The 25,448-nt window shown below is 66.6% G+C and carries 25 protein-coding genes; 17 read left to right on the forward strand and 8 right to left on the reverse strand.

What is annotated here, in order from left to right; genetic code table 11:
• Positions 1 to 37 precede the first annotated feature (37 nt).
• The 8 genes from MTY59_RS22255 (at position 38) to MTY59_RS22290 (ending at position 7,205) form a co-directional block, all read left to right on the forward strand.
• Complete coding sequence (locus MTY59_RS22255) at positions 38 to 1,648, forward strand: acyl-CoA synthetase (protein ID WP_221043075.1); 1,611 nt, start codon at positions 38 to 40, stop codon at positions 1,646 to 1,648.
• A 48-nt stretch (positions 1,649 to 1,696) separates the two neighbouring features.
• Entirely contained in the window at positions 1,697 to 2,176 is a 480-nt protein-coding gene (locus MTY59_RS22260) for a nuclear transport factor 2 family protein (RefSeq protein WP_221043076.1), read from the forward strand.
• A complete protein-coding gene (locus MTY59_RS22265; protein WP_221043077.1) occupies positions 2,173 to 3,042 on the forward strand; it encodes an SDR family NAD(P)-dependent oxidoreductase in 870 nt (289 codons plus the stop codon). The genes MTY59_RS22260 and MTY59_RS22265 overlap by 4 nt, the downstream gene beginning before the upstream one ends.
• On the forward strand, positions 3,039 to 4,082 hold the full coding sequence (locus MTY59_RS22270) for an alpha/beta hydrolase (RefSeq protein ID WP_221043078.1): 1,044 nt from the start codon (positions 3,039 to 3,041) through the stop codon (positions 4,080 to 4,082). The genes MTY59_RS22265 and MTY59_RS22270 overlap by 4 nt, the downstream gene beginning before the upstream one ends.
• A complete protein-coding gene (locus MTY59_RS22275) occupies positions 4,036 to 4,473 on the forward strand; it encodes a nuclear transport factor 2 family protein (RefSeq protein WP_221043079.1) in 438 nt (145 codons plus the stop codon). The genes MTY59_RS22270 and MTY59_RS22275 overlap by 47 nt, the downstream gene beginning before the upstream one ends.
• 157 nt (positions 4,474 to 4,630) lie before the next feature.
• Positions 4,631 to 5,707 carry a hypothetical protein gene (locus MTY59_RS22280; RefSeq protein ID WP_221046590.1) on the forward strand — a complete coding sequence of 359 codons (1,077 nt, stop codon included), beginning with the start codon at positions 4,631 to 4,633 and terminating at the stop codon, positions 5,705 to 5,707.
• Complete coding sequence (locus MTY59_RS22285) at positions 5,704 to 6,507, forward strand: SDR family NAD(P)-dependent oxidoreductase (protein ID WP_221043080.1); 804 nt, start codon at positions 5,704 to 5,706, stop codon at positions 6,505 to 6,507. Before MTY59_RS22280 ends, MTY59_RS22285 begins: the two co-directional genes overlap by 4 nt.
• 83 nt (positions 6,508 to 6,590) lie before the next feature.
• On the forward strand, positions 6,591 to 7,205 hold the full coding sequence (locus MTY59_RS22290) for a PaaI family thioesterase (RefSeq protein WP_221043081.1): 615 nt from the start codon (positions 6,591 to 6,593) through the stop codon (positions 7,203 to 7,205).
• Between the two features lie 48 nt (positions 7,206 to 7,253).
• Here MTY59_RS22290 and MTY59_RS22295 read toward each other — a convergent pair whose 3' ends face one another.
• Positions 7,254 to 7,556 carry a ferredoxin gene (locus MTY59_RS22295; protein ID WP_221043082.1) on the reverse strand — a complete coding sequence of 101 codons (303 nt, stop codon included), beginning with the start codon at positions 7,554 to 7,556 and terminating at the stop codon, positions 7,254 to 7,256.
• A complete protein-coding gene (locus tag MTY59_RS22300; RefSeq protein WP_221043083.1) occupies positions 7,556 to 8,680 on the reverse strand; it encodes a 3-ketosteroid-9-alpha-monooxygenase, oxygenase component in 1,125 nt (374 codons plus the stop codon). Before MTY59_RS22300 ends, MTY59_RS22295 begins: the two co-directional genes overlap by 1 nt.
• Positions 8,681 to 8,782: 102 nt before the next feature.
• Here MTY59_RS22300 and MTY59_RS22305 point away from each other — a divergent pair, with 102 nt between their 5' ends.
• Positions 8,783 to 10,495 carry a 3-ketosteroid-delta-1-dehydrogenase gene (locus MTY59_RS22305; RefSeq protein WP_221043084.1) on the forward strand — a complete coding sequence of 571 codons (1,713 nt, stop codon included), beginning with the start codon at positions 8,783 to 8,785 and terminating at the stop codon, positions 10,493 to 10,495.
• Positions 10,496 to 10,498: 3 nt separating this feature from the next.
• On the opposite strand, the gene MTY59_RS22310 is transcribed toward MTY59_RS22305, so the two are convergent.
• Together MTY59_RS22310 and MTY59_RS22315 are read right to left on the reverse strand one after the other, a co-directional pair.
• Positions 10,499 to 11,875 (reverse strand): HNH endonuclease signature motif containing protein, encoded by a 1,377-nt coding sequence (locus MTY59_RS22310; RefSeq protein WP_221043085.1) that lies wholly within the window; start codon positions 11,873 to 11,875, stop codon positions 10,499 to 10,501.
• 161 nt (positions 11,876 to 12,036) lie between these two features.
• The gene (locus tag MTY59_RS22315) at positions 12,037 to 12,726 is read right to left on the reverse strand and encodes a PadR family transcriptional regulator (protein WP_221043086.1); all 690 of its coding nucleotides are present in this window, start codon (positions 12,724 to 12,726) and stop codon (positions 12,037 to 12,039) included.
• Between the two features lie 62 nt (positions 12,727 to 12,788).
• Here MTY59_RS22315 and MTY59_RS22320 point away from each other — a divergent pair, with 62 nt between their 5' ends.
• Positions 12,789 to 13,706, forward strand: a complete 918-nt coding sequence (locus MTY59_RS22320; protein ID WP_221043087.1) for a TIGR03619 family F420-dependent LLM class oxidoreductase — start codon at positions 12,789 to 12,791, stop codon at positions 13,704 to 13,706.
• On the opposite strand, the gene MTY59_RS22325 is transcribed toward MTY59_RS22320, so the two are convergent.
• The gene (locus MTY59_RS22325) at positions 13,703 to 14,587 is read right to left on the reverse strand and encodes a hypothetical protein (RefSeq protein WP_221043088.1); all 885 of its coding nucleotides are present in this window, start codon (positions 14,585 to 14,587) and stop codon (positions 13,703 to 13,705) included. The two genes, MTY59_RS22320 and MTY59_RS22325, sit on opposite strands and share 4 nt — an antisense overlap.
• A 69-nt stretch (positions 14,588 to 14,656) precedes the next feature.
• On the opposite strand from MTY59_RS22325, the gene MTY59_RS22330 reads away from it, so the two are divergent.
• Together MTY59_RS22330 and MTY59_RS22335 are read left to right on the forward strand one after the other, a co-directional pair.
• A complete protein-coding gene (locus MTY59_RS22330; RefSeq protein ID WP_221043089.1) occupies positions 14,657 to 15,781 on the forward strand; it encodes an FAD-dependent oxidoreductase in 1,125 nt (374 codons plus the stop codon).
• A gap of 11 nt (positions 15,782 to 15,792) precedes the next feature.
• Entirely contained in the window at positions 15,793 to 16,767 is a 975-nt protein-coding gene (locus tag MTY59_RS22335; protein WP_221043090.1) for a TIGR03560 family F420-dependent LLM class oxidoreductase, read from the forward strand.
• A 21-nt stretch (positions 16,768 to 16,788) separates the two neighbouring features.
• Here the strand turns inward: MTY59_RS22335 and MTY59_RS22340 are convergent, their stop codons facing one another.
• Together MTY59_RS22340 and MTY59_RS27755 are read right to left on the reverse strand one after the other, a co-directional pair.
• On the reverse strand, positions 16,789 to 18,282 hold the full coding sequence (locus tag MTY59_RS22340) for a multicopper oxidase family protein (RefSeq protein ID WP_221046591.1): 1,494 nt from the start codon (positions 18,280 to 18,282) through the stop codon (positions 16,789 to 16,791).
• Entirely contained in the window at positions 18,279 to 19,022 is a 744-nt protein-coding gene (locus tag MTY59_RS27755; RefSeq protein ID WP_221043091.1) for an arsenate reductase/protein-tyrosine-phosphatase family protein, read from the reverse strand. Before MTY59_RS27755 ends, MTY59_RS22340 begins: the two co-directional genes overlap by 4 nt.
• 103 nt (positions 19,023 to 19,125) lie before the next feature.
• Here MTY59_RS27755 and MTY59_RS22350 point away from each other — a divergent pair, with 103 nt between their 5' ends.
• The 5 genes from MTY59_RS22350 to MTY59_RS22370 all read left to right on the forward strand — a co-directional run bounded on the left by MTY59_RS22350 (position 19,126) and on the right by MTY59_RS22370 (position 23,919).
• Entirely contained in the window at positions 19,126 to 20,406 is a 1,281-nt protein-coding gene (locus MTY59_RS22350; protein WP_221043092.1) for an APC family permease, read from the forward strand.
• 95 nt (positions 20,407 to 20,501) lie between these two features.
• On the forward strand, positions 20,502 to 20,999 hold the full coding sequence (locus MTY59_RS22355) for a flavin reductase family protein (RefSeq protein ID WP_221043093.1): 498 nt from the start codon (positions 20,502 to 20,504) through the stop codon (positions 20,997 to 20,999).
• Between the two features lie 3 nt (positions 21,000 to 21,002).
• Positions 21,003 to 21,719: a pyrimidine reductase family protein gene (locus tag MTY59_RS22360; protein ID WP_221043094.1), complete on the forward strand. Its 717-nt coding sequence runs from the start codon at positions 21,003 to 21,005 to the stop codon at positions 21,717 to 21,719.
• A gap of 178 nt (positions 21,720 to 21,897) precedes the next feature.
• Positions 21,898 to 22,239: a hypothetical protein gene (locus tag MTY59_RS22365; RefSeq protein WP_221043095.1), complete on the forward strand. Its 342-nt coding sequence runs from the start codon at positions 21,898 to 21,900 to the stop codon at positions 22,237 to 22,239.
• Between the two features lie 171 nt (positions 22,240 to 22,410).
• Complete coding sequence (locus tag MTY59_RS22370; RefSeq protein ID WP_221043096.1) at positions 22,411 to 23,919, forward strand: serine/threonine-protein kinase; 1,509 nt, start codon at positions 22,411 to 22,413, stop codon at positions 23,917 to 23,919.
• Positions 23,920 to 23,928: 9 nt separating this feature from the next.
• Here MTY59_RS22370 and MTY59_RS22375 read toward each other — a convergent pair whose 3' ends face one another.
• The gene (locus MTY59_RS22375) at positions 23,929 to 25,413 is read right to left on the reverse strand and encodes an MFS transporter (protein WP_221043097.1); all 1,485 of its coding nucleotides are present in this window, start codon (positions 25,411 to 25,413) and stop codon (positions 23,929 to 23,931) included.
• Between the last annotated feature and the right edge of the window lie 35 nt (positions 25,414 to 25,448).

The following is a 25,448-nucleotide window of genomic DNA, read 5'->3' on the forward strand; positions in this document are numbered from 1 at the left end:
AGCCCAGCCTCGACTATCTCGGCCTACCCTGCGACGTATGCAACGCGTGCATCCCTCGCAACTCGACGCTGTGATCGCAAAGGCACGCAGTCACACGCTCGGTGATATTCCGCGCCGGTCGGCCCGAAAGCATCCGGGCAAGCCCGCGATCATCGACGGAGGGGTCCTTCTCACGTTCGCTGAGTTCGACGCTTTGGTGGACAGGACCGCAGCCGCGTTGCACGACAACGGCTTTGCCCCCGGTGACCGCATCGCCCTGCTAGCGCACAACTGTTGGCAGTATGCGGTCCTGGCGTTCGCCACGGCGCGCGCCGGTGTGGTTTTGGTACCGATTAATTTCATGCTCACCGCTGAGGAAATCTCCTACATCCTCGGCCACAGCAGAGTGAGTGGATTCGTCGTCGAAGACGATTTGACGACCACCGCCGAGCGTGCGATGCAGCTCGGCGGGGTTGTCACGACCAGGGTGGCGCTGATGCGGGCGGGGCGCACGGTTCCCCCGGGTTGGGATGACTTCGCAGGGTGGTTGACGGCGAACACCACCCCACCGGACCTGAACGTCGAAGACGACCAACTCGTGCGGCTGATGTATACCAGCGGGACTGAGTCGCGCCCTAAGGCCGTGATGCACTCCAGTCGGAGCCTGATGTGGCAGTATGCGAGCACGATCGAGGCCGGCTCGATGTCGGGAGACGACGTCGAGATCCATTCACTACCGCTTTATCACTGCGCGCAGTTGGACAATTTCCTGGCCACCGACATCTATCTGGGCGCTACCAGCATCATCCTGCCGCGCCCCGAACCGGACGCGGTACTGCGCACCATCGAGCGCTATCAGGTAACCAATTACTTTGCACCACCGACGGTGTGGATCAGCCTGCTGCGCTGCCCGACCTTCCAGAAGGTAGACCTGACCAGTTTGTGCAAGGGGTACTACGGCGCCTCGGCGATGCCGATCGAGATCCTGCACGAGATCCGCCAGCGGCTGCCGCGTCTGCGGTTGTGGAACTTCTACGGCCAGACCGAGATGGCGCCGTTGGCGTCCGCCCTGGGACCCGACGAGCAGGATGCCCACGCCGGCGCGGCCGGACGCCCAGTTATGAACGTGGAGACGGTGATCCTCGATGACAACGACATCGCGCTGGGCACCGGTGCCGTGGGCGAGATCGCGCATCGCAGCCCGCACTTGATGCTGGGCTATCTCGACGATCCCGAACGCACTGCCGAGGCCTTCCGCGGCGGCTGGTTCCACTCCGGCGACCTCGGTTACTACGACGAGCACGGCATGTTGCACGTCGTGGACCGCAAGAAGGACATGATCAAAACCGGCGGAGAAAACGTGGCCAGCCGCGAGGTCGAAGAGATCGTCTACCGCCATAGCGGTGTCAAGGAAGTCGCGGTCTTCGGTGTGCCGCACCCGGTTTGGGTGGAAGCCGTGGTGGCGGCGGTGGTTCCGCGTGATGGCATCGGTCTCACCGAAAATGACATTCTGAACCATTGCCGCAAGCATTTATCCGGCTTCAAGACACCCAAGCGCGTATTCTTCGTCGATGCACTGCCGAAAAATCCCAGCGGCAAGCTGCTCAAGCGAGAGCTTCGGGATCGATTCGGTCTCGACGCGGCGGCCGGGAAGGCCGTGTTCCACTGACCGGGCATCCCGGTGTTTGCCTGACCACACCGGGAGTTGACTGATGCCATGAGCAACGACGTCACGCTGTCCGACCTGCAGGAGTTTATCGCCGGGTTTTGGTACCACTACGACGAGGCACACTATGACGAGCTGGCAGCATGCTACGCCGACAACGTGCGCTACGTGACCCGAAGCGATTCGGGCACAAGCCCATTCGAGGAGCTGATGTCGCCCGAATTGCACGGCCGCGCCGTCGTCATGGAATGGATGTCGGAACACCGCAAACAGAGTCCCTACCCGCTGCGCCACCACGCCACCAACGTGCACCGCACGGGTAGCGATGGTGACATCACCCACGCGCGGTTCTATATCTTCGTCAATCAGACCGCAAACTTCGTACCGTTCGCGGTGTCCAGCGGCGTGGCAAATGTCGGCGTGCGCCGCGGCGCCACCGGGCTGGAGTTCACCGAGATGGACATTGTTCTCGACACCACAAACTCGGTCTTGCTGTCCGAGCTCACCGCCAACAGCGCCGCTGGTTCGTGAGCGCTCGCGAAACATTCTCTGGCGGCATCGCCGTGATTACCGGCGCCGGCGCAGGCATCGGTGCCGGACTGGCTCGACACGCCAGTCGGTTGGGGATGACGGTGGTGCTGGCCGACATCGACGCCGACGCCATCGCGGCGCTGCGCGACGAGCTCTGCGCGGCGGGAGGGGCCGCGCTAGATGTTGTGTGCGACGTTCGCGAACCCGACGCCGTGCAGGCGCTCGCCGAACAGACCTACCGCGATGTCGGTGCGGTACGGCTGCTGGTGAACAACGCGGGGGTCGAACAATTCGGCTACCTGTGGGACACACCCGTTCCCAACTGGAAGCGCGTCATCGACATAAACATCAGCGGCGTCTTCTACGGTGTGCGGGCCTTTCTGCCCAAAATGATGGCCACCGACGAGCAGGCGTGGGTGTGGAATCTGTCGTCGGTCGGCGGGGTGGTGTCGATTCCTTTGCAGGCGCCTTACATCGTGAGCAAGCACGCGGTACTGGCGTTGACCGAATGTCTAAACCTTGACGTTCAATCAGCCGGACACGGCCAACACATTCACGTCCAGGCCGTCCTCCCTGGCGCGGTGGTGTCCAACATTTTCGAGTCGGCGGGCGGCGTCGACGCCGACGCGAGCGACCGTGGCGCGGCAGAGTCTCAGCGATCGGCGATGCTGGACATCAAGGCCGATGCCATGGATCCGCTCACCGCTGCAGAAGTGGTGTTCGAGCAGGCCGCCGAAGGCGGGTTCTATCTTCTTACCCAGCCAGACTACGTGGGGAATGCGATGCTCGAACGAGCCAATGTTCTTGCGGCACGATGCCCACCGATGCTGCGCACCAATCGCCGCTTCGATGCCACACAACAATGAGCACGCCGTCCCTTGACCCCGATGCCGCGGCCCGGCTGGCGTCCTTAGGCCGGGTCGCGCCGATGCGGCAACGAGGCCTGGCAATGGTGCGCGACGCCCTTGAGTCGATGCCGCTGCCACCGATGCCCGACATGGCCGAAGTGACAGAGCACGTCATCACCGGCCCCAACGGCGAGCTTCCGCTGCGCATCTACCGACCGACCCGCGACGTCGATGCGCCGGCTTTGGTCTATTTCCACGGTGGCGGCATGGTGCTGGGCTCCAACCATTCCTTCGAGCCGCTGGCCCGCAATCTCGCACAAGCGTCCGGTGCAACCGTCGTCGCCGTCGAATACCGTCTGGCACCAGAAGCCCCACCGCCGGCACAGTTCGACGACGCGTTCAGCGCGACCGCATGGGTCGCCGCGAACGCAACCGAATTGCGCCTGGATCCAACCCGAATCGGTGTAATCGGCGATAGCGCGGGTGGCACGCTGGCCGCGGCAGTCGCCCTGGCTGCCCGTGACCGAGGCAGCCCGCCGTTGTTCTGCCAGGTGTTGTTGTACCCGGCTGTGGATCGAGACATGACGGTGCCATCGCTCGCGGCGCTGGAATCGGCGCCCATGCTGAGCCTCGACGACATCCATTACATGCACGAACTGGCCGATGCGGGAACCGGGCCGCCCGATCATCCGTACCTCGTGCCGGCGTACGCCACCAACCTGTCCCACCTCCCGCAAGCCATCGTGGCGACCGCGGCGGTCGACCCGATCCGCGACTGGGGAGAACGGTACGCGGAGCGGTTGCGGGATGCCGGGGTGCAGACCACCGTCACTCGTTATCCCGGTGTGTATCACGGCTTTCTGATGCGTTCAGAATCGGTGGCGCGTGCCGGCCTCGCGCTCGCCGAGATCGGCGCGCTGCTCGGGGCGAAGTTCGCGCATCCACTCCCGTTTGACGCCCAGCAGGCGTTGGCGCACGCCTCAACCGACTCGAAAGGAAAGGTGATACAAGTTGACAACCGACGACCACCGTTCGGTCGCCGAAGATCGGGCAATTGAGCGCGCATTGATCCAACTCGCCCGGGCCATGGACGATCGCGATTGGGCGACTCTGGAAGACATCATCGCGGATGACGCCATCGGCGACTTCGGGAGCGGGCGTGTGGAGGGCAGGGCGGCGATCATCGACCTCATCCGCGGCTACCTCGACTGCTGTGGGCCAACCCAGCACCTCCTAGGCAATGTCCTCGTCGACGTCACGGGTGAAGCAGCGGTCAGCGTGGCGTACGTCCACGATCTGCACCTGTCGACCCGCGAGCCGCAAACCACGTTCCATACGCTCGGCGATTATCACGACCGGTGGGAGCGGCGGGATGGTGAGTGGCGGCTTGTCGAACGGATCAAGCGCAATCGCGCCACAGTCGGCTCGCTGGACGTTTTCGACGAGTGACGCCGCGCTTACCCTCCACCACGGCATGGCCGCAACGATTCTCGTCCACGTCGGAACCTTCGTCCCAATCACCGGACATAGGTGGCCCGTTGCCGTGCCAGTCCGACCAGGATCGATTGCAGCAACATGATCGAGCGCCATGCCGAAGGAGACCTCGATGCTGACCGACAAGCGGCGGACAGAGTTGTCCGATATCCTGCGCCCCGCCGCACCGCCCCGGGAAATCACTGACGTCTACACCGACGATCAGCGGGAACGGCTCCTCGACGTCGTGCGCACCGAGGGCCCATGGAAGCTGATCATCGCGCAACACTTCGCATCCGCCGACGAACTGATCGCCACCATGAGTGGTGCGTTCCCCGAGGGGTTCACGCCGTCGCTGGACCTCTTCCTCACCCCGACGTTCCGCGGCTACCTGGCCAACTACGGCGCGGCGCTGTACCCGCAACTACATGATTGCTTCTACAACGCGCGATTCCTGGAAATGGCCAAAAGCTACTGGCGCGCCGAGTACGCCAAACCGCAGCTGATGCTGTTCAATATCAACGGGCCGTGCGCCAATCGCGATCCGGGGCACCTGGATTCGCCGAGCTTCCGCGGCGTGCGGCACGAAAACGCGCCGACCTGGCTCACCAGTGTCATGGGCAAGTCCGGGCTTTTCACGGATTACCTGATCAAGATGGCGCAGGTAATCACCTGGTTTTCGCTGGATGGCAGCAGTGGCTTCACCTACTGGCCCAACGGGCCGCTCAAGGCGCCCAAGCGAGTCCTGCCGCCGATCAACAACCGCGGCGTTGTGGTGCAGAACGAGATGATGGTGCACCGCGGGGAGGCGAACGGCCCTCTTGACCAACAGATTCCAGCCGGCTTGTCCTTTGACACCGTGTTCACCGGTGATCCTGACGACCGCAACCACTGGCTGCTGAAGAACGGTGACGACGTGATCGCGCGCCACCACACCCAGGAACTGCGATTTCTGGTGCACTGGTCGGCCGAAGTGTTCTCGGATTTCGACGAGCTGAAGAAGAACATGGAGGGTTCCGACGACCTGACAGTGGAGCGGGCCATCGACATGATGGTCGACGACCTCAACGCCAGCGGGATCAGGATCGACATTCCCAGTGAGCCGCTGCACGACGCGGCGTTCATCAACGCGCTTAACGCCGCTTACGATCTGGGCGGACCCGCCGTCTATCCCGAAGAGGCGCCGATCAGCGCATTCGAGCTCGCATGATCGAAAAGTCACGCCCACTAACGCGTTTCGCGGATCGCCGGGTCATCGTCACCGGCGCCGGTTCCGGGATTGGACAGGCCACAGTGGCGCGGATCCTCGACGAGGGCGCCACAGTGGTCGCGTACGACGTCTCCGCTGACGGTCTGGCGCACACCGCCGCGGTTGCCGAAGACGCCGGCACGGGTGCGCGACTGACTACCGCCGTTCTCGATATCTCGTCGGAGGATGCCGTCGCGTCAGCGGTCAGCGCGGCCCTGGCCGAACTAGGCGGCCTCGAGGTGTTGGTCAACGCGGCGGCTATTCAGCGCTGCGCCAATACCCACGAGCACACGCTGGCCGACTGGAACGCCACCCTTGCGGTCAATCTGACGGGCACCTTCCTCATGACGCGCCAGACGCTGCCGGCACTGCTGGCTTCAAGCCGCGGCGTGGTGGTCAACTTCACCTCCACTGCAGCAACATTCGCCCACCCCTACATGGCGGCCTATGCCGCCAGCAAGGGCGGGGTGCTGTCGTTCACGCACTCGTTGGCGCTCGAATACTCCAAGCAAGGGCTGCGCGCGGTCAATATCCAGCCGGGCGGAGTCGCCACCGCACTTGCGTTGTCCACCCTGGACAAGATGCCGCAGGGATACGACCTCGGGCTGTGGTCCAAACAGACTCCACTGCTGCACGGCAGGGACACCGAAATCCTCGGGGATCCCAGCGCGGTGGCCTCAGTGATCGCCATGGTGGCTTCCGACGATGGCGCATTCATCACGGGCACCGAAATCCGCATCGATGGCGGCGCGCACGCCTGAGGACGGCTATCACTCGTGGGAAGTGTCGATTCATACGGGCCGGCTTCCGTCGGTTGGGTCTAAGGACCGAGGGAGTAACAGCTGTGGCGCACACGACCGATACCCACGAACGACTGACAGAGTCGGTGCGGCGACTCATCGACGTCACCATTCGCAGCGAGACCGACGAACGAGCTGTCGCGAAGGCGTTGGATCTCGTCGACCAAGCTGTCGAGTTATTGAGTACGCGTCTTATGCCTGGGTCATTTGGTGCGCGCACCAATTCCAAAGGCGAGAACGTTGTTTGGGGCAACGTGGCCGTCGGGCTGCGTAACCCGATCGCCCCGCCGCTGGTGCTCCGGCACGACGAGGCGGGCGGCGTGCATACCGACGTGCACCTTGGGGCCGGCTACGAGGGACCGCCCGGCCATGTGCACGGTGGCATGTGCGCTCTGATCCTGGACCATGTCCTGGGTGCGACGGCACATCGGCCGGGTAAACCGGCCTACACCGGCACCATCACCGTGCGCTATCTGCGCCCCACGCGGTTGGGCGCACTGCGTGCCGAGGCGCGGGTGGAGCGGATCGATGGCAGCAAGACGTATGCGACCGGCCATCTCCGTAACGGCGACGGTGTCACGGTGGAGGCCGAGGGCGTATTCATCACGCCGCGAGAACACCTCGGGCTGGGTGAGCCACAACCTGGACGCAGCTCGTGAGGCGTTGCGCCCGCCTTCGAGCGACACCATCCGCTGAGGAGGCACGAATCACTGTGCCGCGCCGGCTTCCTCGTCGACGACGGACAACTCTCCGTGGCGCACCGCGTCGAGGATCGACGCGCTCAGCGCCGAGCACACCAAAAAGACACCCCGACCCCCCGGTGTGACAATCTTCTGCGCGTCGGCACGCTCGGCACACCGGGCCATCGCGTCGGCGTTCCACTGCACACTGGTCTGATTCCAGCTGCTCTTGCGGGCCAGCACCCGCGCTCCACAGTTCCGGCACGCGACCGGCACCATGGGCATCTCGTCGAGCCGATTGTCTTCGCGCACCGACGATTCCAGCGTCATCAGGCCCGGGCCGCCATGTTTGCCTCGACCTCTTTCATCCAGGCCTCATAGGGGCGGGTGGTGTCGAGCTCGAACTCGAAGCGGTCCACCATATCCGGCTGCACGTCGGCGGCGTCGACATAGAACTGCTGATACCAGCGGCGCAGTTGGTAAACCGGACCGTCCTCTTCGACCAGCAGCGGGTTGTCGATGCGGGCCTTGTGCCGCCAGATCTCGACGTCCTGCTCGAAGCCGAGCTTGACGTAGTCGCCGAGGGTGATCGCGGTCTGCATTGCCTGGTCGTCGGGCAACGTATCCGACTTCTTCACGATGATGCCGTATTGCAGCACAAAGGAATTCGCATCGATCGGATAGTGGCAATTGATGAGGATGGTGTTGGCGTCGCCGTGCTCGTAGTGATAGGTCAGGTCGTCGATCATGAACGAGGGGCCGTAGTAAGACGCCACCGATGTCGTCCCCAGCATTTGCGAGCCGACGCTGCCGCCCATGTCGGGCCGGCTTCCGCCGTTCATGTATTGCGTCGCCACGTGCCCCTCGAAGATGTTCTTGAAGTGCGTGGGCAACGAGCCGTGGATGTAGAAGAAGTGCGCCATATCCACGACGTTGTCGATGATCTCGCGGCAATTGCTTCCCACAATCGTGGTGTACCAGTGCCAGTCGGTCCACTGGTCGCTGGTGGCGCCCTCGATGCGCGGGATGGTCACCTCTGGTGGCGGCGGTTTGCGCTCCGGGTCGTTCCACACGAACAACATGCCGTCCTGCTCCAGCGTGGTCCACGCTTGGGTGCGGGCCAGTTTGGGGGCGCGCCTGCTGTAGGGCACCTGCTTGCAGCGCCCGTCACCGCCCCAGCGCCAGTCGTGGAAAGGGCAGGCGATCTCGTTGCCCTTGACCTCGCCCTGCGACAGGTCGCCGCCCATGTGCCGGCAGTACCCGTCGAGCACGTTGATGTTGCCGTCACCGCCGCGGAAGACGACGAGTTTCTGCCCGAAGGCGTTGATCGCATGGGGCTCGCCGTCACCGAAATCCCTGATCAGCCCCAGGCAGTGCCAGCCGCGCGCGAACCGCCTCGGCGCGGCCTGTGCTTCGATGAACCGAATCTCGTCGGCCTCGGTCTGCGACGTCATGAGCCTGATTCAACTCCCCCGGACCGGTCCGCGGGACCCCCTTGTTCCACTCATCAGGACGGCTCTTCCTGCATCGCGGTGCCGCGGCCTACCGTTTTGGACGTGACGACGCAGAGCGCGACGATTCCTGCCGGACTCCCAGTGGCCGACACCGCCGTTGACCTGCTCGTCGTCGGCTCCGGCACCGGCATGGCTGCGGCGCTGGCCGCCCACGAATTGGGGCTGTCGGTGCTGGTCGTGGAGAAGTCGTCGCACGTCGGCGGCTCGACGGCCCGGTCCGGCGGCGCGCTGTGGCTGCCGGCCAGCCCGGTGCTGACCGAGGCGAATGCGGGTGACACCGCGCAGCGCGCCGCCACTTACCTGGATTCGGTGGTCGCGGGTTCGGCACCCGCGCCGCGGTCAACGGCGTTCGTCGCGCACGTGTCGGCGACGGTGGAGATGCTGCGCCGGATGACGCCGCTGCGACTGTTCTGGGCCCGCGATTATTCCGACTACCACCCGGAGGAGCCGGGCGGCAGCGCGGCCGGGCGCACCTGTGAGTGCCGCCCCTTCGACACCTCACTGCTCGGCGAGTACCGCACCCGGCTGGAGCCGGGCCTGATGGAGGTGACGGTCCCGATGCCGACCACGGGCGCCGACTACCGGTGGATGAACCTGGTGGCCCGGATGCCGCGCAAGGGAATTCCCGTCTACGGCAAGCGCCTGGCACAGGGCATGGGCGGCCGCTTGGTGGGCCGGCGCTACGCTGCGGGCGGACAGGGCCTGATGGCCGGGCTGTTCACCGGGGTGCTGCGCGCCGGCATCCCAATCTGGACCGGCACCACGCTGGCGCGTCTCGCCGGCGACGGCGACCGCGTGACCGGCGCCGTCGTCGAGCACGGCGGGCGCGAGGTGACGATCAGCGCGCGGCGCGGCGTGGTGCTGGCCACCGGTGGCTTCGACCACCGCATGGACATGCGGTGGAAATTCCAGTCGGAATCGTTGGGCGCCAACCTGAGTCTGGGCGCCGCCGCCAACACAGGCGACGGAATCCGCGCGGGCCAGGATATCGGCGCCGACATCGATCTGATGGATCAGGCGTGGTGGTTCCCCGCCGTCGCGCCGCTGCCCGGCAAGGCACCCGCGGTGATGCTGGCCGAGCGGTCGCTGCCGGGCTGCCTGATCGTGGACCAGCACGGCCGCCGATTCGCGAACGAAGCCGCGGATTACATGTCGTTCGGGCAGCGGGTGCTCGAGCTGGAACGCTCCGGCAGCCCGGTCGAGGCGATGTGGATCATCTTCGATCAGCAGTACCGCAACAGCTATGTCTTTGGCGCCGAACTGTTTCCGCGGATGCGCATCCCACAGGTGTGGTATGACTCCGGCATCGCGGTGCGGGCCGACAACCTCACCGATCTGGGCGCCAGGATGGGCGTTGGAGTCTCGGAGTTCTTTGCGACGATGACCCGGTTCAACCAAAACGCCGCTGCCGGCGAGGATCCCGACTTCGGCCGCGGTAACAGCGCCTACGATCGCTACTACGGAGACCCGACCATCAAGCCGAACCCGAACTTGCGCCCGTTGGTCAACGGCCCGTTCTACGCGGTGAAGATGGTGCTGTCCGACCTGGGCACCTGCGGTGGGCTGAAGACCGACGAGCGGGCGCGGGTACTGCGCGAAAACGGAGGAGCGATCGCCGGGCTGTACGCGATCGGCAACACTGCCGCCAACGCGTTCGGCACGACGTATCCTGGCGCGGGGGCGACGATCGCGCAGGGGCTGGTGTACGGCTACATCGCGGCCCGGGACGCGGCGGATCGCCGCCACCAGAACTAGCGGCTAGGCCGCCTCATCGTCGTCTCCATCGCGCAGCAGCTTTTCGGGGTGATGGAAGGTGTTGATGCGCGGTTGGCCTCGGTCCAAGTGTGGGGGCGGGATCCATTCGGTATCACCGTTGGCGCGTCTTCGGGTGCTCCAGCCGCGGGGTTGCAGGAGTCGGTGGTGGGGTCCGCAGGTCAGGGTGAGGTTGTCGATGTCGGTGGTGTGGCACTTGCTGTAGTCGGTGACGTGGTGGACTTCGCAGTAGTAGCCGCCGACGTCGCAACCGGGTGCCGAACATCCAAGGTCCTTGGCGTACAAAACGATTCGTTGGCCCGGGGAGGCGAGTCGCTTGGTGTGATATAGCGCCAGCGCCTTGCCCTTGTCGAAGATCGCCAGATAGTGATGGGCGTGGCGGGCCAGGCGGATCACGTCGCTGATCGGTAATCGGGTGCCCCCACCGGTGATGCCGTGCCCGGTGACCGCTTCCAGTTCGGTCAGTGTGGTGGTGACGATGATGGAGGCCGGCAACCCATTGTGTTTGCCGAGTTCCCCGGATGCCAAGATCGCGCGCAGAGCGGCATTGAGGCCGTCGTGCTGGCGTTGTGCGGCCGATCGCGGGTCGCGGTCGATGGCGTCCTGGGTGGGCGCGCCGTCCACACACGGCGCCTCATCGAACGGGTTGCACATGCCGGGGGCGGCCAATTTGGCCAACACCGCCTCCAGCGAGGCACGCAATTCGGGGGTGAGCCAGCCGCGCAATTGCGACATGCCGTCAGCCTGTTGCTTGCCCAGGGTCAGCCCGCGGCGGCGGGCGCGGTCGTCGTCACTGTAGCTGCCGTCGGGGTTGAGGCAGTCCGCCAACCGATCGGCCAGTGGAGTCAACTGATCGGGCCGGTACTGGGCGGCCAGGCGGGCCAGGTGGGCCTCGGCGTGCGCGCGGGTGTCGTCATCGATCCAGCCCGGCAGCCGGTGGTAGAAGCGGCGGATCACCGCCACATGCTCTATCCCCAGTCGTCCGGCGCGCTGCGCGGCGGCCGTGGCCGCCAGCACGGGCGGTAGGGGTTCGCCGGTGAGCGCGCGCCGCTCACCCAAGTCGGCGGCCTCACGCACGCGCCTGGCGGCCTCGGCGCGGCTGGTCAACGTCCAGTCGGCGATCGCATGGGAGAGTGTGCCGCCCAATTCCGCCGGCGTGGCCTCCTGCTGAAGCTGATTGATCAGCGGATATTCCCCGGCGGACAGACGGCGCCGCGCGTGCTCGTAGCGTCGCAGTAGCGCGAGCCGCTCCCGGGAGTGCAGCATCTGGGAGTCGAGCCCGATCACGGTGTCGACCGCGTCATCCAGGGCATCGAAGGCCGCGGTGATCACGTCCCGATCGATGAAGCCACCCGAGCTCATACCCCGAAACTATCGGAGCCCACCGACAAAAACCGTCACCCAGAGACTACTGAAAAGCAAGTGACACAAGTGATTTCGCTATGCGTTTTCGCTGTCCATAATCACTCGGGGTGGGATCCCCAGGCCGGCGCGGCACGCGAAACCGGTCGCCACCGTCAGAACTAATCCGCTTCGCGCTTGGCCTGAACCTGCTTTTCGACCTCACGCCAGTAACCGGGTGTCGGGCGAGGCTTGCCGAAGCCACCCTTCGCTGCGCTCTGCAGGATGGCGTCGGCCTCGTCGATCTCCTTGATCATCTCCAGCGCGAATTCACGCTCGGCGGCGTAATACTTGGCCGCCCAGCGCAGCGCGAGCACCGAGTAGGCCCACGCGGGTTCGGCTTCGGCCCCCTCGGCGTCCTCGACCGCCTTGCGATGCTTGGCTTCCGAAGACGCCACATGCTCCTGCAGTAACTCCTTGAGCCGACTCGGGTTACTGAGGTGCCCGAACGTAACGCGCAGCAGCACACTGTGCTTGAGCACGGGGGGGTCCACCGGTGCGTGGTTGGTCCACTCGGTGACGGCATCCATCCCCGCCGGGGTGATCTTGTACAGCCGGCGGCTGCGGGTGCCCTCGTCGCGCTCGACACGCGAGGTCACCAGTCCCAGCGATTCCAGCTTCTTCAACTCGGTGTAGATCTGGCTATAGGACGGGCTCCAGTAGTAGAGGTCGACACTCCAGTCGATCCACTTCTTGAGGTCGTAGCCCGAGACTTCCTCTTCGTAGGACATCATGCCCAGCAGCGCCCAGCTGGTGGCGGCAAGCGCCGCGCTGGTCGCCTTTTGGCTGGCAGGGTCCGTTTCGGAGTCCACGTCGCCAGGTTAACAACACCGAGCCCTAGATTGGGGGACATGGACCGCTGGCTGGGACGCCCGTGAAGTTCGCCTTTCCCGTTCCCCACCTGCTGCGCCTCAAGGCGATTACCCAGCCCTGGGAGGCGGCCGTCACCGGGCCCGAACAGCGCCGCATGATGCAATGCGCCGACCGGTGGGGCTACGACATGATCGCGGTGCCCGAGCATCTCGTCATCCCCGCCGACCACGTCGAGTTGTCCGGGTCGCACTACCTGCACTCGACGACCGCCCAGGCCTTCATCGCCGGGGCCACCGAGCGGGTGGCCATCAACTCCTGCGTCACCATCCTGCCGCTGCAGCATCCCATCGTGCTGGCCAAAGCGCTGGCCACCGCGGACTGGATGAGCGGCGGCCGGATGATGGTGACGTTCGGGGTGGGGTGGCTGGCCCGCGAATTCGAGCTGCTCGGAGTTCCTTTCAAGGAAAGGGGTCGCATCGCCGACGAGTATCTGGCCGCCATCGTCGAATTGTGGACCAGTGACTCACCGCGATTCGAAGGCCGGTATGTGTCGTTCGCCGACATCGCCTTCGAGCCCAAACCCGTTCAAAAGCCCCATCTTCCGATCTGGATCGGCGGGGACGCCGACGCCGCCCTCCGCAGGGCGGCCACCTTCGGGTCCGGGTGGTGGCCGTTCCTCACCCAGCCAGAAAAGATCGCCGGGAAACTCGACTACATCAAGTCCCAGCCGGTCTACGACGGGCGGGAATTCGAGGTGATGCACGGGTTGGGCACCAACCGGGTCGGCGAAGGACACGTCGCCCGCCGCGCGAGCGACCGCCCGGGCATGAGCGCCGCACAAATCGTCGACCGGTTGAACTGGCTTGCCGAGCAGGGCGTGACCGTGACCGCGGTTCCGGTTCCCTCCGTAAGTGGTGTGGATGAATACCTCGATTACGCGCAATGGGTCATCGAGGAGATCAAACCCCAGGTGTCCTAGCGAATCTGCAGTCCGCGCCGGCGCACCCAATAGACCGCGGCGATGCTGCCCGCGACCCACACGCTGGTGGCGATGGCGAGGTGGACGAAACTTTTGGTGTCGCGCCCGAACACCGGCCAGATCAGGGCGGGCGCGTGCTGCCACAACACCCGGTGCTCCACACCGTTCATCGGATCGGCCACGTAGTACAGCGCATAGGGCAACGTCAGGGCCAGCACCCAACTGCGGGTGCGGCGCAGATCGCCGCGCTGGCGCCAGCGCCGAAGCAGCGGCTCGACACTGACCGGGTGCAGCACCGAGATGAAGTTGCCGACACCCAGCCAGGACACGATGGGCACCGCGACGGTGGGGATCGTAATGCCAAGCCGCGCCGGCGTTTCCAGCCACAGCGTCAACGCGACCGCGGTGGCCAGGGTGGGCAGGCCGACGATCGCGAGCAGGGCGAGGTTCTTGATCAACAGGATTCGCCAGAATGGCACCCCGTCCGATAACCCCCGAAGGATGCGGTAATGGTCGGCGCCCAGGAAGTTGGTGGTGGTGACATCGGCGAGGACCCACGAGGAGAAGTAGGTGCCAACCAGGATCACCCAATCGTGGTGACGGCCAAGAGTCAGCGGCTGCACCAGCAACCAGCCGGCGGCGAAGATCACGTTGGCCACCACACCCATCAGCCAGGTGCGGGGCCGGGTGAACGACCACCGGATCTCGGCGACGATCGCCGGAATCAGGCGCTTCTCGAAGTCCTTGGCGGCACGCCGGGACGCGGCGGGACGCGGGGCCGACGCACGCACCACGGTGCGCAGCGCGGCCCTCACCCGCGGATGCGCCGACGCCCCTGCCTCCCCCAGCTCCGGGCCATCGATTCTGCGCGAGACGATCAACTGACGTGCCCCCCTCGCTCTCGGTCGGTCAACTGCTCGCCCGTTATGTACGCAGGGCAGGATAACGCCATGGACCGTAAGCGTGTCATCGTCGCCGGGCTCGGGGACTCCGGCGTCCTCGCGGCGATCCGGCTGGCCCGGCACGCCGACGTCGTCGGGATCTCGGCCAAACCCGGGCTGGTGAGCGGCCAGGAACTCGGTGTCCGGCTCTCGCGTCCGCACGATTGGGCACGCGATTACTGGATCCCATTCGACCGGTTCCGCCGCCTCGACGGCGTCGGCATCGTGCAGGCGACGCTGACGGGAGTGGACCTGGCCGCCCAAACCGTCTTCGGCCGAAGCGAAGACGGCACGACCATCACCGAGCCGTACGACGCTCTGGTCATCTCGACCGGGGTCAGCAACGGCTTTTGGCGCCAGCCGACCCTGCAGACGGCCGCCGAGATCGGCGCGGGACTGCGCGCCGCGCACGACCGGCTGGCCGCCGCCGCGTCGGTGGTCGTGGTGGGCGGCGGGGCCGCCGCGGTCAGCAGCGCGCTCAACATGGCGACCACGTGGCCGGACAAGCGGATCGACCTGTACTTCCCCGGCGGGTCCGCCCTCGAGGGACACCATCCACGGATCTGGCAGCGGATCCATGGCCGGCTGACCCGGCTGGGCGTCGGCGTGCACCCGGGACACCGCGCGGTGGTGACCGACGGATTCGCGGGCGACGAACTGAGCAGCGGACCGGTCTACTGGAGCACCGGGCAGCCCCCGGCCGACGCCGACGCCGTGCTGTGGGCGATCGGGCGGGCGCGGCCCAACACCGAGTGGCTGCCGCCGGAACTGCTCGATGGGCTGGGATTCGTGCGCGTCACGCCGGAGTTGCGGGTGCCCGGCCACCCGGGCGTGTTCGCGGTAGGCGACGTCGCGGCGACCGATCCGTTGCGCAGCTCCGCCCGTAACCGTGGCGACGTCCTGGTGGCGCGCAACGTCCTCGCCGACTTCACCGGCCGGTCCCTGCGCACCTACCGGGCACCGACGCGGCGGTGGGGCTCGCTAGTGGGCATACAGCCCAACGGGCTGGAGGTGTTCCTGCCCACCGGCCATGCCTTCCGCTTCCCGTCCTGGTCGGTTGAGCGCGTGGTGATGCCGTGGATCGTGCGTTGGGGCATGTATCGAGGGGTGCGCCAGAACGACCCGCTGGGGTAAGGAGCGAGCCGATGCAATGCCGAATCTTCGCCGACCCCAGCAACGGTGCGACTTACCAGGAGCTGGCCGACTCCGCGCGGCTGGCAGAGCAATTCGGCTACGCCGGATTTTTTCTGTCCGATCACTACCACCCGTTCGCCGGTGACGGCCGGCCCGGGCCGACGGACGTCTGGACGACGTTGGCCGGGCTGGCGCGCGAAACCGCACGCATTCGGCTCGGGTCGTTGGTGACATCGGTGACCTTCCGCCACCCCGGACCGCTCGCGATCGTGGTGGCGCAAGTGGACGAGATGAGTGAGGGGCGCATCGAATTCGGCCTCGGCGCCGGGTATTTCGAGCCCGAACACGTCGCATACGGGATTCCGTTCCCGCCCGTCGGGGAGCGTTTCGACCGGCTCGGCGAGGCGCTGGAGCTGATCACCGGGCTCTGGGAGACCCCGGTGGGGCAAAGCTACTCCTTCACCGGCCGGTGCTTCCAGTTGCGCGATGCGCCGGCGCTGCCCAAACCCCGGCAAAAGCCGCGCCCGCCAATCATTCTCGGCGGCATCGGGACAAAGCGCACCCCCGCGTTGGCGGCGCGGTTCGCCGACGAGTTCAACCTGCAGACCAGCCGTCGTCGCGCGCCGGGCGACCAGCGCAAGAGCGAACTCAAAAGCCCGGCGCGCCAGATCGAGCTGGTCCGCGCGGCCGCCGCGGACATCGGCCGCGACCCCGCCGGCATCGCCTTCTCGATGACCGCACTGGTCGGTGTCGAGCACAGCCGCGAACAGGCCACGGCCGCAATCGATCCCGCACACTTCGCGTCACAGACGTTCGACGGCACCACATTCTGCGGCTCTGTCGCTCAAATCATCGACGCGCTGGGCCGCTACACCGAACTCGGCATCTCCCGGCTCTACGTGCGGGCCCCGACCAACATGGCGAGCCTGGCCGGGAACTTCGAGTTGCTGGCCGCCGACGTGCTCCCCCAGCTCGCGAGGTTGTGACGTCGCTTGGCGTTTCGGCGATCAGCTGCAGTTGAGCAGCAGCATGAGCCCGTAATCCATGTGGATTTGTTGATGGCAATGCAGCAGGGAAAGGCCGGGCTGGTCGGCGACGAAATCGATCTCCATGCTCTGGTAGCCGCCGAGCAAGGCGACGTCCTTGCGGACGCCGGCGGTCGGTGTCCCGGCGAACCGGGCGATTTCGAACGTGTGACGGTGCAAGTGCATCGGGTGCAGGTCGTCGCTGGCGTTGTGGAACCGCAGCCGGTAACGCCTACCGCGCTCGATGTCCAGCACGGGCTTGTTGGTGTCCATCGCAAAGGGCACACCGTTGATCGTCCAGACGTTGAACCCGTTATCCGCGGCGTTGCGTTTTTCGATCAACATGTCGATGGTGCGGTCGGGCAGTTGAACGTCCGCCCGCTGGGGTGTGCCGAACAGGCGGTAATCCCACGTGAAGGGCGGGGGCGCTGCCCATTGCGGATCCCCGCCGCGCCCGGCATATTCGACGACCACGCCCATGCCGTGGCCGCGGTCGTCGTCGGACAGATCGCCCAGCACCCAGACACCCGGACTGGCCATGCTGACAATGGCCGAGATCCGTTCGCCCGCCCCGAGCCACAACACCGGCACGGCGGCCCGCGTGGGCACCGGGTTCCCATCCAGCGCGACGATGGTGAAGGTGTGCCCGGGCAGGGCCAAACTGCGTGTCTCGGTCGCGCTGCCGTTGAGAACATGGAACAGCACCCGCTGACCGGCCTGCACGCGGATGGGATCGCCGTGGCCCAGCATGCGCCCGTTGATCGCGAATGCCCCGTACCCGACCTCGTTGCCGGGTGCCTCACCACGAGCCAGCGAGGCGGCCATGGCCGACTCGCCTCTCTCCCTGAGATCTCGGTCCTGCTCACCGGCCAGAAAGTCACTGGCCATGTCGCCCCCGCGACTGAAGGCGGGTTCAAACTCCTTGAGCGTCAAGAAGATTTCCTGATCGTATGCACCGGCGTCCTGCGCGGGCTCGATGTAGACCGGACCGACCAAGCCCGTGTACTGGCCGCGCGAGAGATCGGCACGCGGGACGACGTGGGTGTGATAAAAGCGCATGCCCGCCGGGCCGGGAACGAAGGAGATCCTGCGCATTCCGTGTGCGGGTATGTCGGGGGTGCCCTCTTCGGCGGCGCCGTCGACGTCGACGCCGACGTGCTGGCCGTGCCAGTGCAACTGCTCCGGGAACTCGGTGTCGTTGAAGACGTCGACCCAGGTGCGCCGGCCTTCCTTGAACCGCAGCAGCGGGCCGGGAAATTGACCGTTGTAGGTCAGGGTCGACACGATCCGGTCCGGGGCCAGTTCGACCTTCCCGGAGCCGATCCGCAACGTGTAATCGGGTTTGCCGCCGGGTGGGCCCTGAGGCGACGGGCGCGAACACGCGGCCCCCGCCCCGGCACCGGCACTTCCCACCGCGGCCGTCAGTGCGACCCCGGCCCACTTGCCGAACTGACGCCGGTTGAGCGCCATCGTCAGCGCCCGACCGTACGGGTGCCCGAATCGGGCACAAAGAAGTCGATGCGGCGGCTCAATTCGCCTGCCACGCGGCGAAATTGCGGGTAGCCGGCACCGGCGGCCGACGGATCGGGCAAGCTCCAATGCATCGTGGTGGCCAGGTCGTGGTCGCTTGCGTACTCGCGCACCTTGTCACACAGCGTGATCACGCAGTCGAAGCGGCGTCGGGAAACCGCGGCCAGGGATTGGGGCCGGGTGCCGCTGAGGTCGATGCCGTATTCGTCCCGCATGACCCGTATAGCGTTGACGTGCAGCTGTGATTTCGGATGACTGCCGGCGCTCGCCGTCCGAATGCGGCCCTGGCCGCGTTTCTCGAGCAGCGCCGCGGCCATGGGTGAGCGCGCGCTGTTGCCGGTGCACAAGAACAACACCGACCGAGGTGCCGCCCCGGTGCAGAGCCCGGGCGCCAACGCCGGATGCAGCGCGGCGGCGGCCGAACGAAATGCCTTGGCGCAGTTCGTCAGGTTCAACCAGTAGTAGGTGTCGCGGCCATCAAAGCTGCTGCGTCGCGCATCGACGAGTCCGGCCGAACGCAACAGCCGCAGGTGATACGAGACCAGGTTCTGCGGCTCGCCGACGGCGGCAGCCAATTCCCGCACCCGGTGGTCCCCGGATGCCAGTTCGGTCAGCAGCGCCCACCGCAGTGGGTGCGCCGCCATCCGCATCAGCGGTGGAACGTCCGCCCGATCGGCCGCGGCCATACTTCGGCACAATACATCAAATTGATTTGATAGGTTAGCGGTGTCCGACCAGTTGTGTTCTGACCTCTGACTTTTGAGGAGACCCAGTGTCCGGAAGCACCCGATGAGCACCCCGCCAGCCGGCGGCGAATTGCGCCGGAGCCTCGGTGTTTTCGACGCGGTGGTGATCGGGCTGGGGTCGATGCTCGGTGCCGGCATTTTCGCGGCGCTGGGTCCCGCCGCGCGTGCTGCCGGCTCGGGACTGCTGCTGGGCCTGGCGTTGGCCGCGGTGGTGGCCTACTGCAACGCCACCTCCTCCGCGCGGCTGGCGGCGCGCTACCCCGCCTCGGGCGGCACCTATGTCTACGGCCGACAACGGTTGGGAGACTTCTGGGGTTACCTGGCCGGGTGGGGCTTCGTCGTCGGCAAGACCGCGTCGTGCGCGGCGATGGCGTTGACCGTCGGCGTCTATGCGTGGCCGGAACAGGCTCATGCGGTGGCCGTCGCGGCGGTGGTGGCCCTGACCGCGGTGAACTACGGCGGCGTGCGAAAGTCGGCCTGGCTGACCCGCATCATCGTCGCCGTGGTGCTCGCCGTGCTGGCCGCGGTGGTGGTCGCCGCGTTCACCTCCGCGGCGGCCGGCGCCGTTCAACTCCGCCCGACCGGCGCCACCACCGGGGGCGTAGTGCAAGCCGCCGGTCTGCTGTTCTTCGCTTTTGCAGGTTATGCGCGCATCGCGACGCTGGGTGAGGAGGTGCGCGACCCGGCTCGCACGATCCCACGGGCGATACCACTGGCACTGACCATCACCCTGACCGTCTACGCGCTGGTCGCGGTGGCCGCGTTCGCCGTGCTGGGGCCGGGCCGGCTGGCCCAGACCGCCGCCCCGCTCGTCGAAACGGCCCGCGCGGCGGGCGCGGGCTGGCTGGTCCCCGTGGTGCGGGTGGGCGCGGTGATCGCGGCACTGGGCTCGTTGCTCGCATTGATCCTCGGCGTCTCGCGCACCACGCTGGCGATGGCGCGCGACCGCCATCTCCCCCACCCGCTGGCGGTCGTGCACCCGCGCTTCCGGGTGCCTCACCGGGCGGAGCTGCTGATCGGCGTGGTCGTGGCGATTCTGGCCGCCACCACCGATCTTCGCGACGCCATCGGGTTTTCCTCGTTCGCCGTGCTGATCTATTACGCCATCGCCAACGCCTCCGCCTTCACCCTCGGCCCCGATGAGGGTCGCCCACACCGCGCCATTCCGGTGATCGGGCTGCTGGGCTGCCTGGTGCTGGCGTTCGCGATGCCGCCCGGTTCGGTGCTGTCCGGTGTGGCGGTGCTGGGCGTCGGCGTCGCCGCCTACCTGATTCGGCGCTTCCTTGCCCCGACAGGGTTGCGGCACAACCGGAATCGCGCCTGACCTCGGCGAAAATCACCGAGATCGGTCGCGCACCGCCAGCGGGCAAATTCGCGGCGACGCGATTCCCCGCGGGCCGAACGGGGAAGACTGACCGGATGTCCGACCCGGGAACCGAAGCATTCGACAAGCTGGTGGCGCTGCTGAACTATCCGATGTTCGTCGTCACCACGCAGGCCGACGGCACCCCGGCCGGCTGCCTGGTGGGTTTCGCCAGCCAGACCAGCATCCATCCGCCCCGGTTCATGGTCGGCCTATCCCGGCGCAACCACACCTTCCGCATCGCCCACGACGCCTCCCACCTGGCCGTGCACGTGTTCGACCACGACCACCTGGACGTGGTCGAACTCTTCGGCAGCCAGACAAGCGACAAGGTCGACAAGTTCGACCGATGTTCCTGGCACCCCGGCCCCGAAGGGCTGCCCATCCTCGACGACGCCGCCGCCTGGTTCGTCGGCGAGATCCGGGAACGTTTCTCGCTGGGCGACCACGTCGGGCACCTGCTCGCGCCGGTGGGCGGCAGTCCGCCAAGGGAATTGGAGGCCTGGGTGTCGTTCGGCGACGTGCGCGAGCTGGAACCCGGCCATGAGGCCTAGCGCGTGAGCGAGTCGCCCCGGATCAGTGCCGTACCCAGCATCATCGAACTCGCGCCGTTCTACGCCGATCCCCCGGACGGCGTACGCGCCAACATGATCTTCAGCGCCGACGGCGCCGCCGCGTTCCGCGGTCGCGCCGGTCCGCTGTCCTGCCCCACCGATCAGCGGCTGTTGAACATCCTGCGCGGACTCGCCGACGTCGTGCTCGTCGGCGCCGGCACCGCCCGTGCCGAAAACTATGGCCCGGTACGGCTGAGCGATGCGGCGCGCGCCCGACGGCACCACGAAGGGCGGGCCGAACCACCCCCGATCGCCGTGGTGAGCCGCAGCGGTGAACTACCGCCCCGGCTGTTCAGCAATCCGGATCAGCAGCCGATCCTGGTGACCTGCGCACGAACCGCGGCACAACAGGATCCCGACGACGATCGGCAACACGTCATGGTCGCCGGGGAGGACTCGGTGGACGTCTCGCGTGCGGTCGCAATGCTGCGGGAGCAGGGCATGCACCGCATCCTGTGCGAGGGCGGACCGACACTGCTCGACGAGTTGGTGGAAGCCGATGCTGTCACCGAGATCTGCGTGACACTGGCCCCCAAGCTGGCGGCGAGCCAGCCGGTGGGCCAGCGGACACACCCGGCGGGGCTTCCCGCCCCGGTCACCATGCGACTCGAGCACGCGTTGGTCTGCGACGGCTACCTGTATTTGAAATATTGCCGATGAGCCGCGTAGGGCTCGCCGGAATGCGGGCGCGCAAAAGCGCTCAACATGCACCCGACGGCGCCTCTTCCTATGATGAAATTGCCCGGTTTGAAACCCGATCGAATCGCTTCCCGCGACATCGCTTGAAATTGATTGCCAGCCGCTTCCCCGATGCACACAGAATAGGATCACCCGCCAGGTGAGCAGTTCAGACCACGACCATGACTACCGTAATCTGGCGGTGAACCGACTGCGCCCCAGCGAAATTCAATGGGCACTGAACCATGACGCGGTGCACGGCATCGCCTACGCGTTCAAGAATCCCGTCGCGGTCGCAGACTCCATCGAGGATCCCGACGACGACCGAAAGACCTACCTGGTGCGGGTCAAGCGCGACGACCTGGCCAACGCGCTGGAAAAAATCAACGAATGGATCTTCGATAATCCCGGCCCGGCCGGGATGCAGGCCTACGGATTCGTCCGGGCGCTGTCCCGAGAAGGGCTCACCGAACGCGCCACCGGTGACGATGACACCCGTTAATTCCGCAGCGTCGAATTAGCTGGCTTTCGCTATTCGCCGTGCCCCGCGGTCGCGAAAACCTTAGCCTTATGCCTGCATGCCACCGCATACGCGGGTTCGGCGCAGTCGCCGGTCCGGTGCCGGCTCCGGCGGCCGGTTTGCGGCGCACGGCTGGCGGGTGAGGAGTCGGCGATGAGCGACGCGCAGGGGTCGCGGTCGGGGACGATGTTCGGCCCGTACCGCCTGGGGCGGCTGCTCGGCCGCGGCGGGATGGGCGAGGTCTACGAGGCCGAGCACACCGTCAAGCAGTGGACCGTCGCACTGAAGCTGATGTCGCACACGTTCAGCCAGGATCCGGTGTTCCGCAAACGAATGGATCGCGAAGCCCGCATCACCGGCCGGCTGTTGGAGCCGCATGTGGTGCCCATCCACGATTATGGCGAAATCGACGGCCAGCTCTTCCTGGAGATGCGCCTGATCGAGGGTGTCGACCTGGACAGCCTGCTCGAACGGGAGGGACCGCTGCCCGCGCCGCGCGCGGTGGCCATCATCCACCAGGTCGCGTCGGCCCTGGACGCGGCCCACGCGGCCGGGGTGACGCATCGTGACGTCAAACCGCAGAACATTTTGATCACCGGCGACGACTTCGCCTATCTGGTCGATTTCGGTATCGCCAGCGCCAAGACCGACGAAAAACTCACCCAACTGGGCACCGCGGTGGGGACCTTGAAATACATGGCGCCCGAACGCTTTTCCAGTGACGAGGTGACCTCCCGCGCCGACGTGTACGCGCTGGCGTGCGTGCTCTACGAATGCCTGACCGGGGCGCCACCGTACGGCGCCGACAGCACGGGCGTGCTGGTCACCGCGCACATGATGCATCCCATCCCCAAACCCAGCGCGCACGGCGCCGGCGTGAGCCCGGCATTCGACGCGGTGATCGCGGCGGGAATGGCCAAAGACCCGGGCGAGCGCTACCCCACCGCCGGCGCCCTGGCGGACGCCGCGCACAAGGCACTGACCAGCCCCGAACGCGAACGCGCCGCGACGATCCTGGAGCGCAGCAACACCGCGAGCGCCGAGGTCCCGATCAGCCCAGCCGCACCGCCGCGGCGCCGGCGCACCCGCTGGCCGGTGGTGGCCGCCGCGGCCGCCGTCGCCGCCGCGATCTGCGCCGTCGGCGTCTGGCTGGTGCTCAAACCGACCAGCCAGCCGCAGTACCGGACGAGCTCGGGCAAGACCGCGCCGCCGTCCACCGCCGCCCCGAGCGGCGACCAGGCGCGACTGATCAGCCTGCTCCCGCCGGGCTATCTGCCGGGCACCTGCACGCCGGCCAGTCCCGAGTCGGGCAGCATCTGGGTGCACGCGGTGGCGGTGGTGACCTGCGGACAGAACACCCAGCCCGGCGGTCCGGCCAGGGCCACCTACGGGCTGTTCGGAACGCCCGACCGGCTGAAGAAGGCGTTCAACGACGACGTCGGCAACGTCAGCCTGGTGAACTGCCCCGGCGAGGGGCGCTCACCCGTCAGCTGGCACTACGACGAGACCCCCAACGACATGGCCGGCCTGATCGCGTGCGGCACCTACAACGACCACCCGAACGTGATCTGGTCCAACGATGCGAGGCTCATGCTCAGCGACGTCACCGGCGATCCGGTCACCGTCGAAGACCTGCACACGTGGTGGGACGCGTACGGCTGATCGTCCGGCCTAGTCCGTTACCGGCTCCGAATCCTCTTGGCGCTCGGCGTCTTCCACGGTCAACGGCAACGCCAGATCCTCGAGCGGGCGCTGCTCGGCGGCGATGCCGAGCCACAGCTCGACCAGGCCGGCCGCGGCCATCACGACCGCCCCGATGAGGAACGACCAGACGACTTCGCCGCGCATGCCCGAGTTGATCAGCTGACCGAACAGCAGCGGGCCGGTGATGCCGCCGATCGCCGTGCCCATCGCGTAGAAGAACGCGATCGCCAGCGCCCGGGTCTCCATCGGGAAGATCTCGCTGACCGTCAGGTACGCCGCGCTGGCACCCGCCGACGCCAGGAAGAACGCGACGATCAGCACGCCGATGAAGGCCCAGACGCCGCCGGCCTGGGTGAGAAACACGATCGCCAGCGCAACCACCGCGACACCGGAACCGATATAGGTCAGCGTGATCATCGGCTTGCGGCCGACGGTGTCGAAAAAGTGCCCGAGCACCAGCGGGCCGGCGAAGTTGCTCAGGGCCCACAGCACGAAGAACACCGGCACCATGTCCGACGGCACGGCGTAGAACCGGCTGAGCAGCGTGCCGAGGTTGAACGTGACGCCGTTGTAGAGGAACGCCTGCCCGATGAACAGCGCCAGTCCCAGGATCGCGCGACGGGGATAGAGCTTGAACGCGACGGCGGCGATCTCGCGGAACGAGATCGCTGTGCGCTGGCGGATCCGCAGCGCCTTGCCCTGCGGTTCGGGCAGGGGTTGGCCGGTCTCCTGCTGGACCGCCTCTTCAATCTCGCCGACGATCTGCTCGGCCTCCTCGTCGCGGCCGTGGATGAACAGCCAGCGCGGGCTCTCCGGGACGTTGCGCCGCACCAGCAGCACGAAAATGCCGAGGATGGCGCCGATACCGAAGGCGAGGCGCCAGCCGACGTTGGGCGGGAAGTTCGTCGTGTTCAGCAGGACCAGCGCGCCGCCCGCACCGGCGGCCGAACCCAGCCAGTAGGTTCCGTTGATCACCAGGTCGACCCGGCCGCGGACCCGCGCCGGGATCAACTCGTCGATGGCCGAATTGATGGCGGCGTATTCGCCGCCGATGCCGGAGCCGGTGAAGAAACGGGTCAGGAAGAAATACCACGGGGCGAACGCGAACGCGGTGGCGACGGTGGCCACCAGATAGATCGCCAGGGTGAGGATGAACAGGTTGCGCCGGCCGAAGCGGTCGGTCAGGTGGCCGAAGAACAGCGCCCCCGAACACGCTCCCGCGATGTAGATCGCGGCCGCCATGCCGATCTGGGCGGCGTTCAGCGAGATGCCGCTGTTGTGCTCCATGAGCCGGGCCGAGACGTTGCCCACCATGGTGACCTCGAGCCCGTCGAGCACCCACACCCCGCCCAGGCCGACGACGACGCGCCAGTGAAACCGCGACCACGGCAGCCGGTCCAGCCGCGCGGGCACATGCGTCGAAATGGTCTTGGTTTGCGCGCTCGCACTCATGCGGTCTCCGTTCCGGTTTGACAGAGATTTACCCA

Origin of the sequence: Mycobacterium senriense (assembly GCF_019668465.1) — a bacterium.
Classification (GTDB): domain Bacteria; phylum Actinomycetota; class Actinomycetes; order Mycobacteriales; family Mycobacteriaceae; genus Mycobacterium; species Mycobacterium senriense.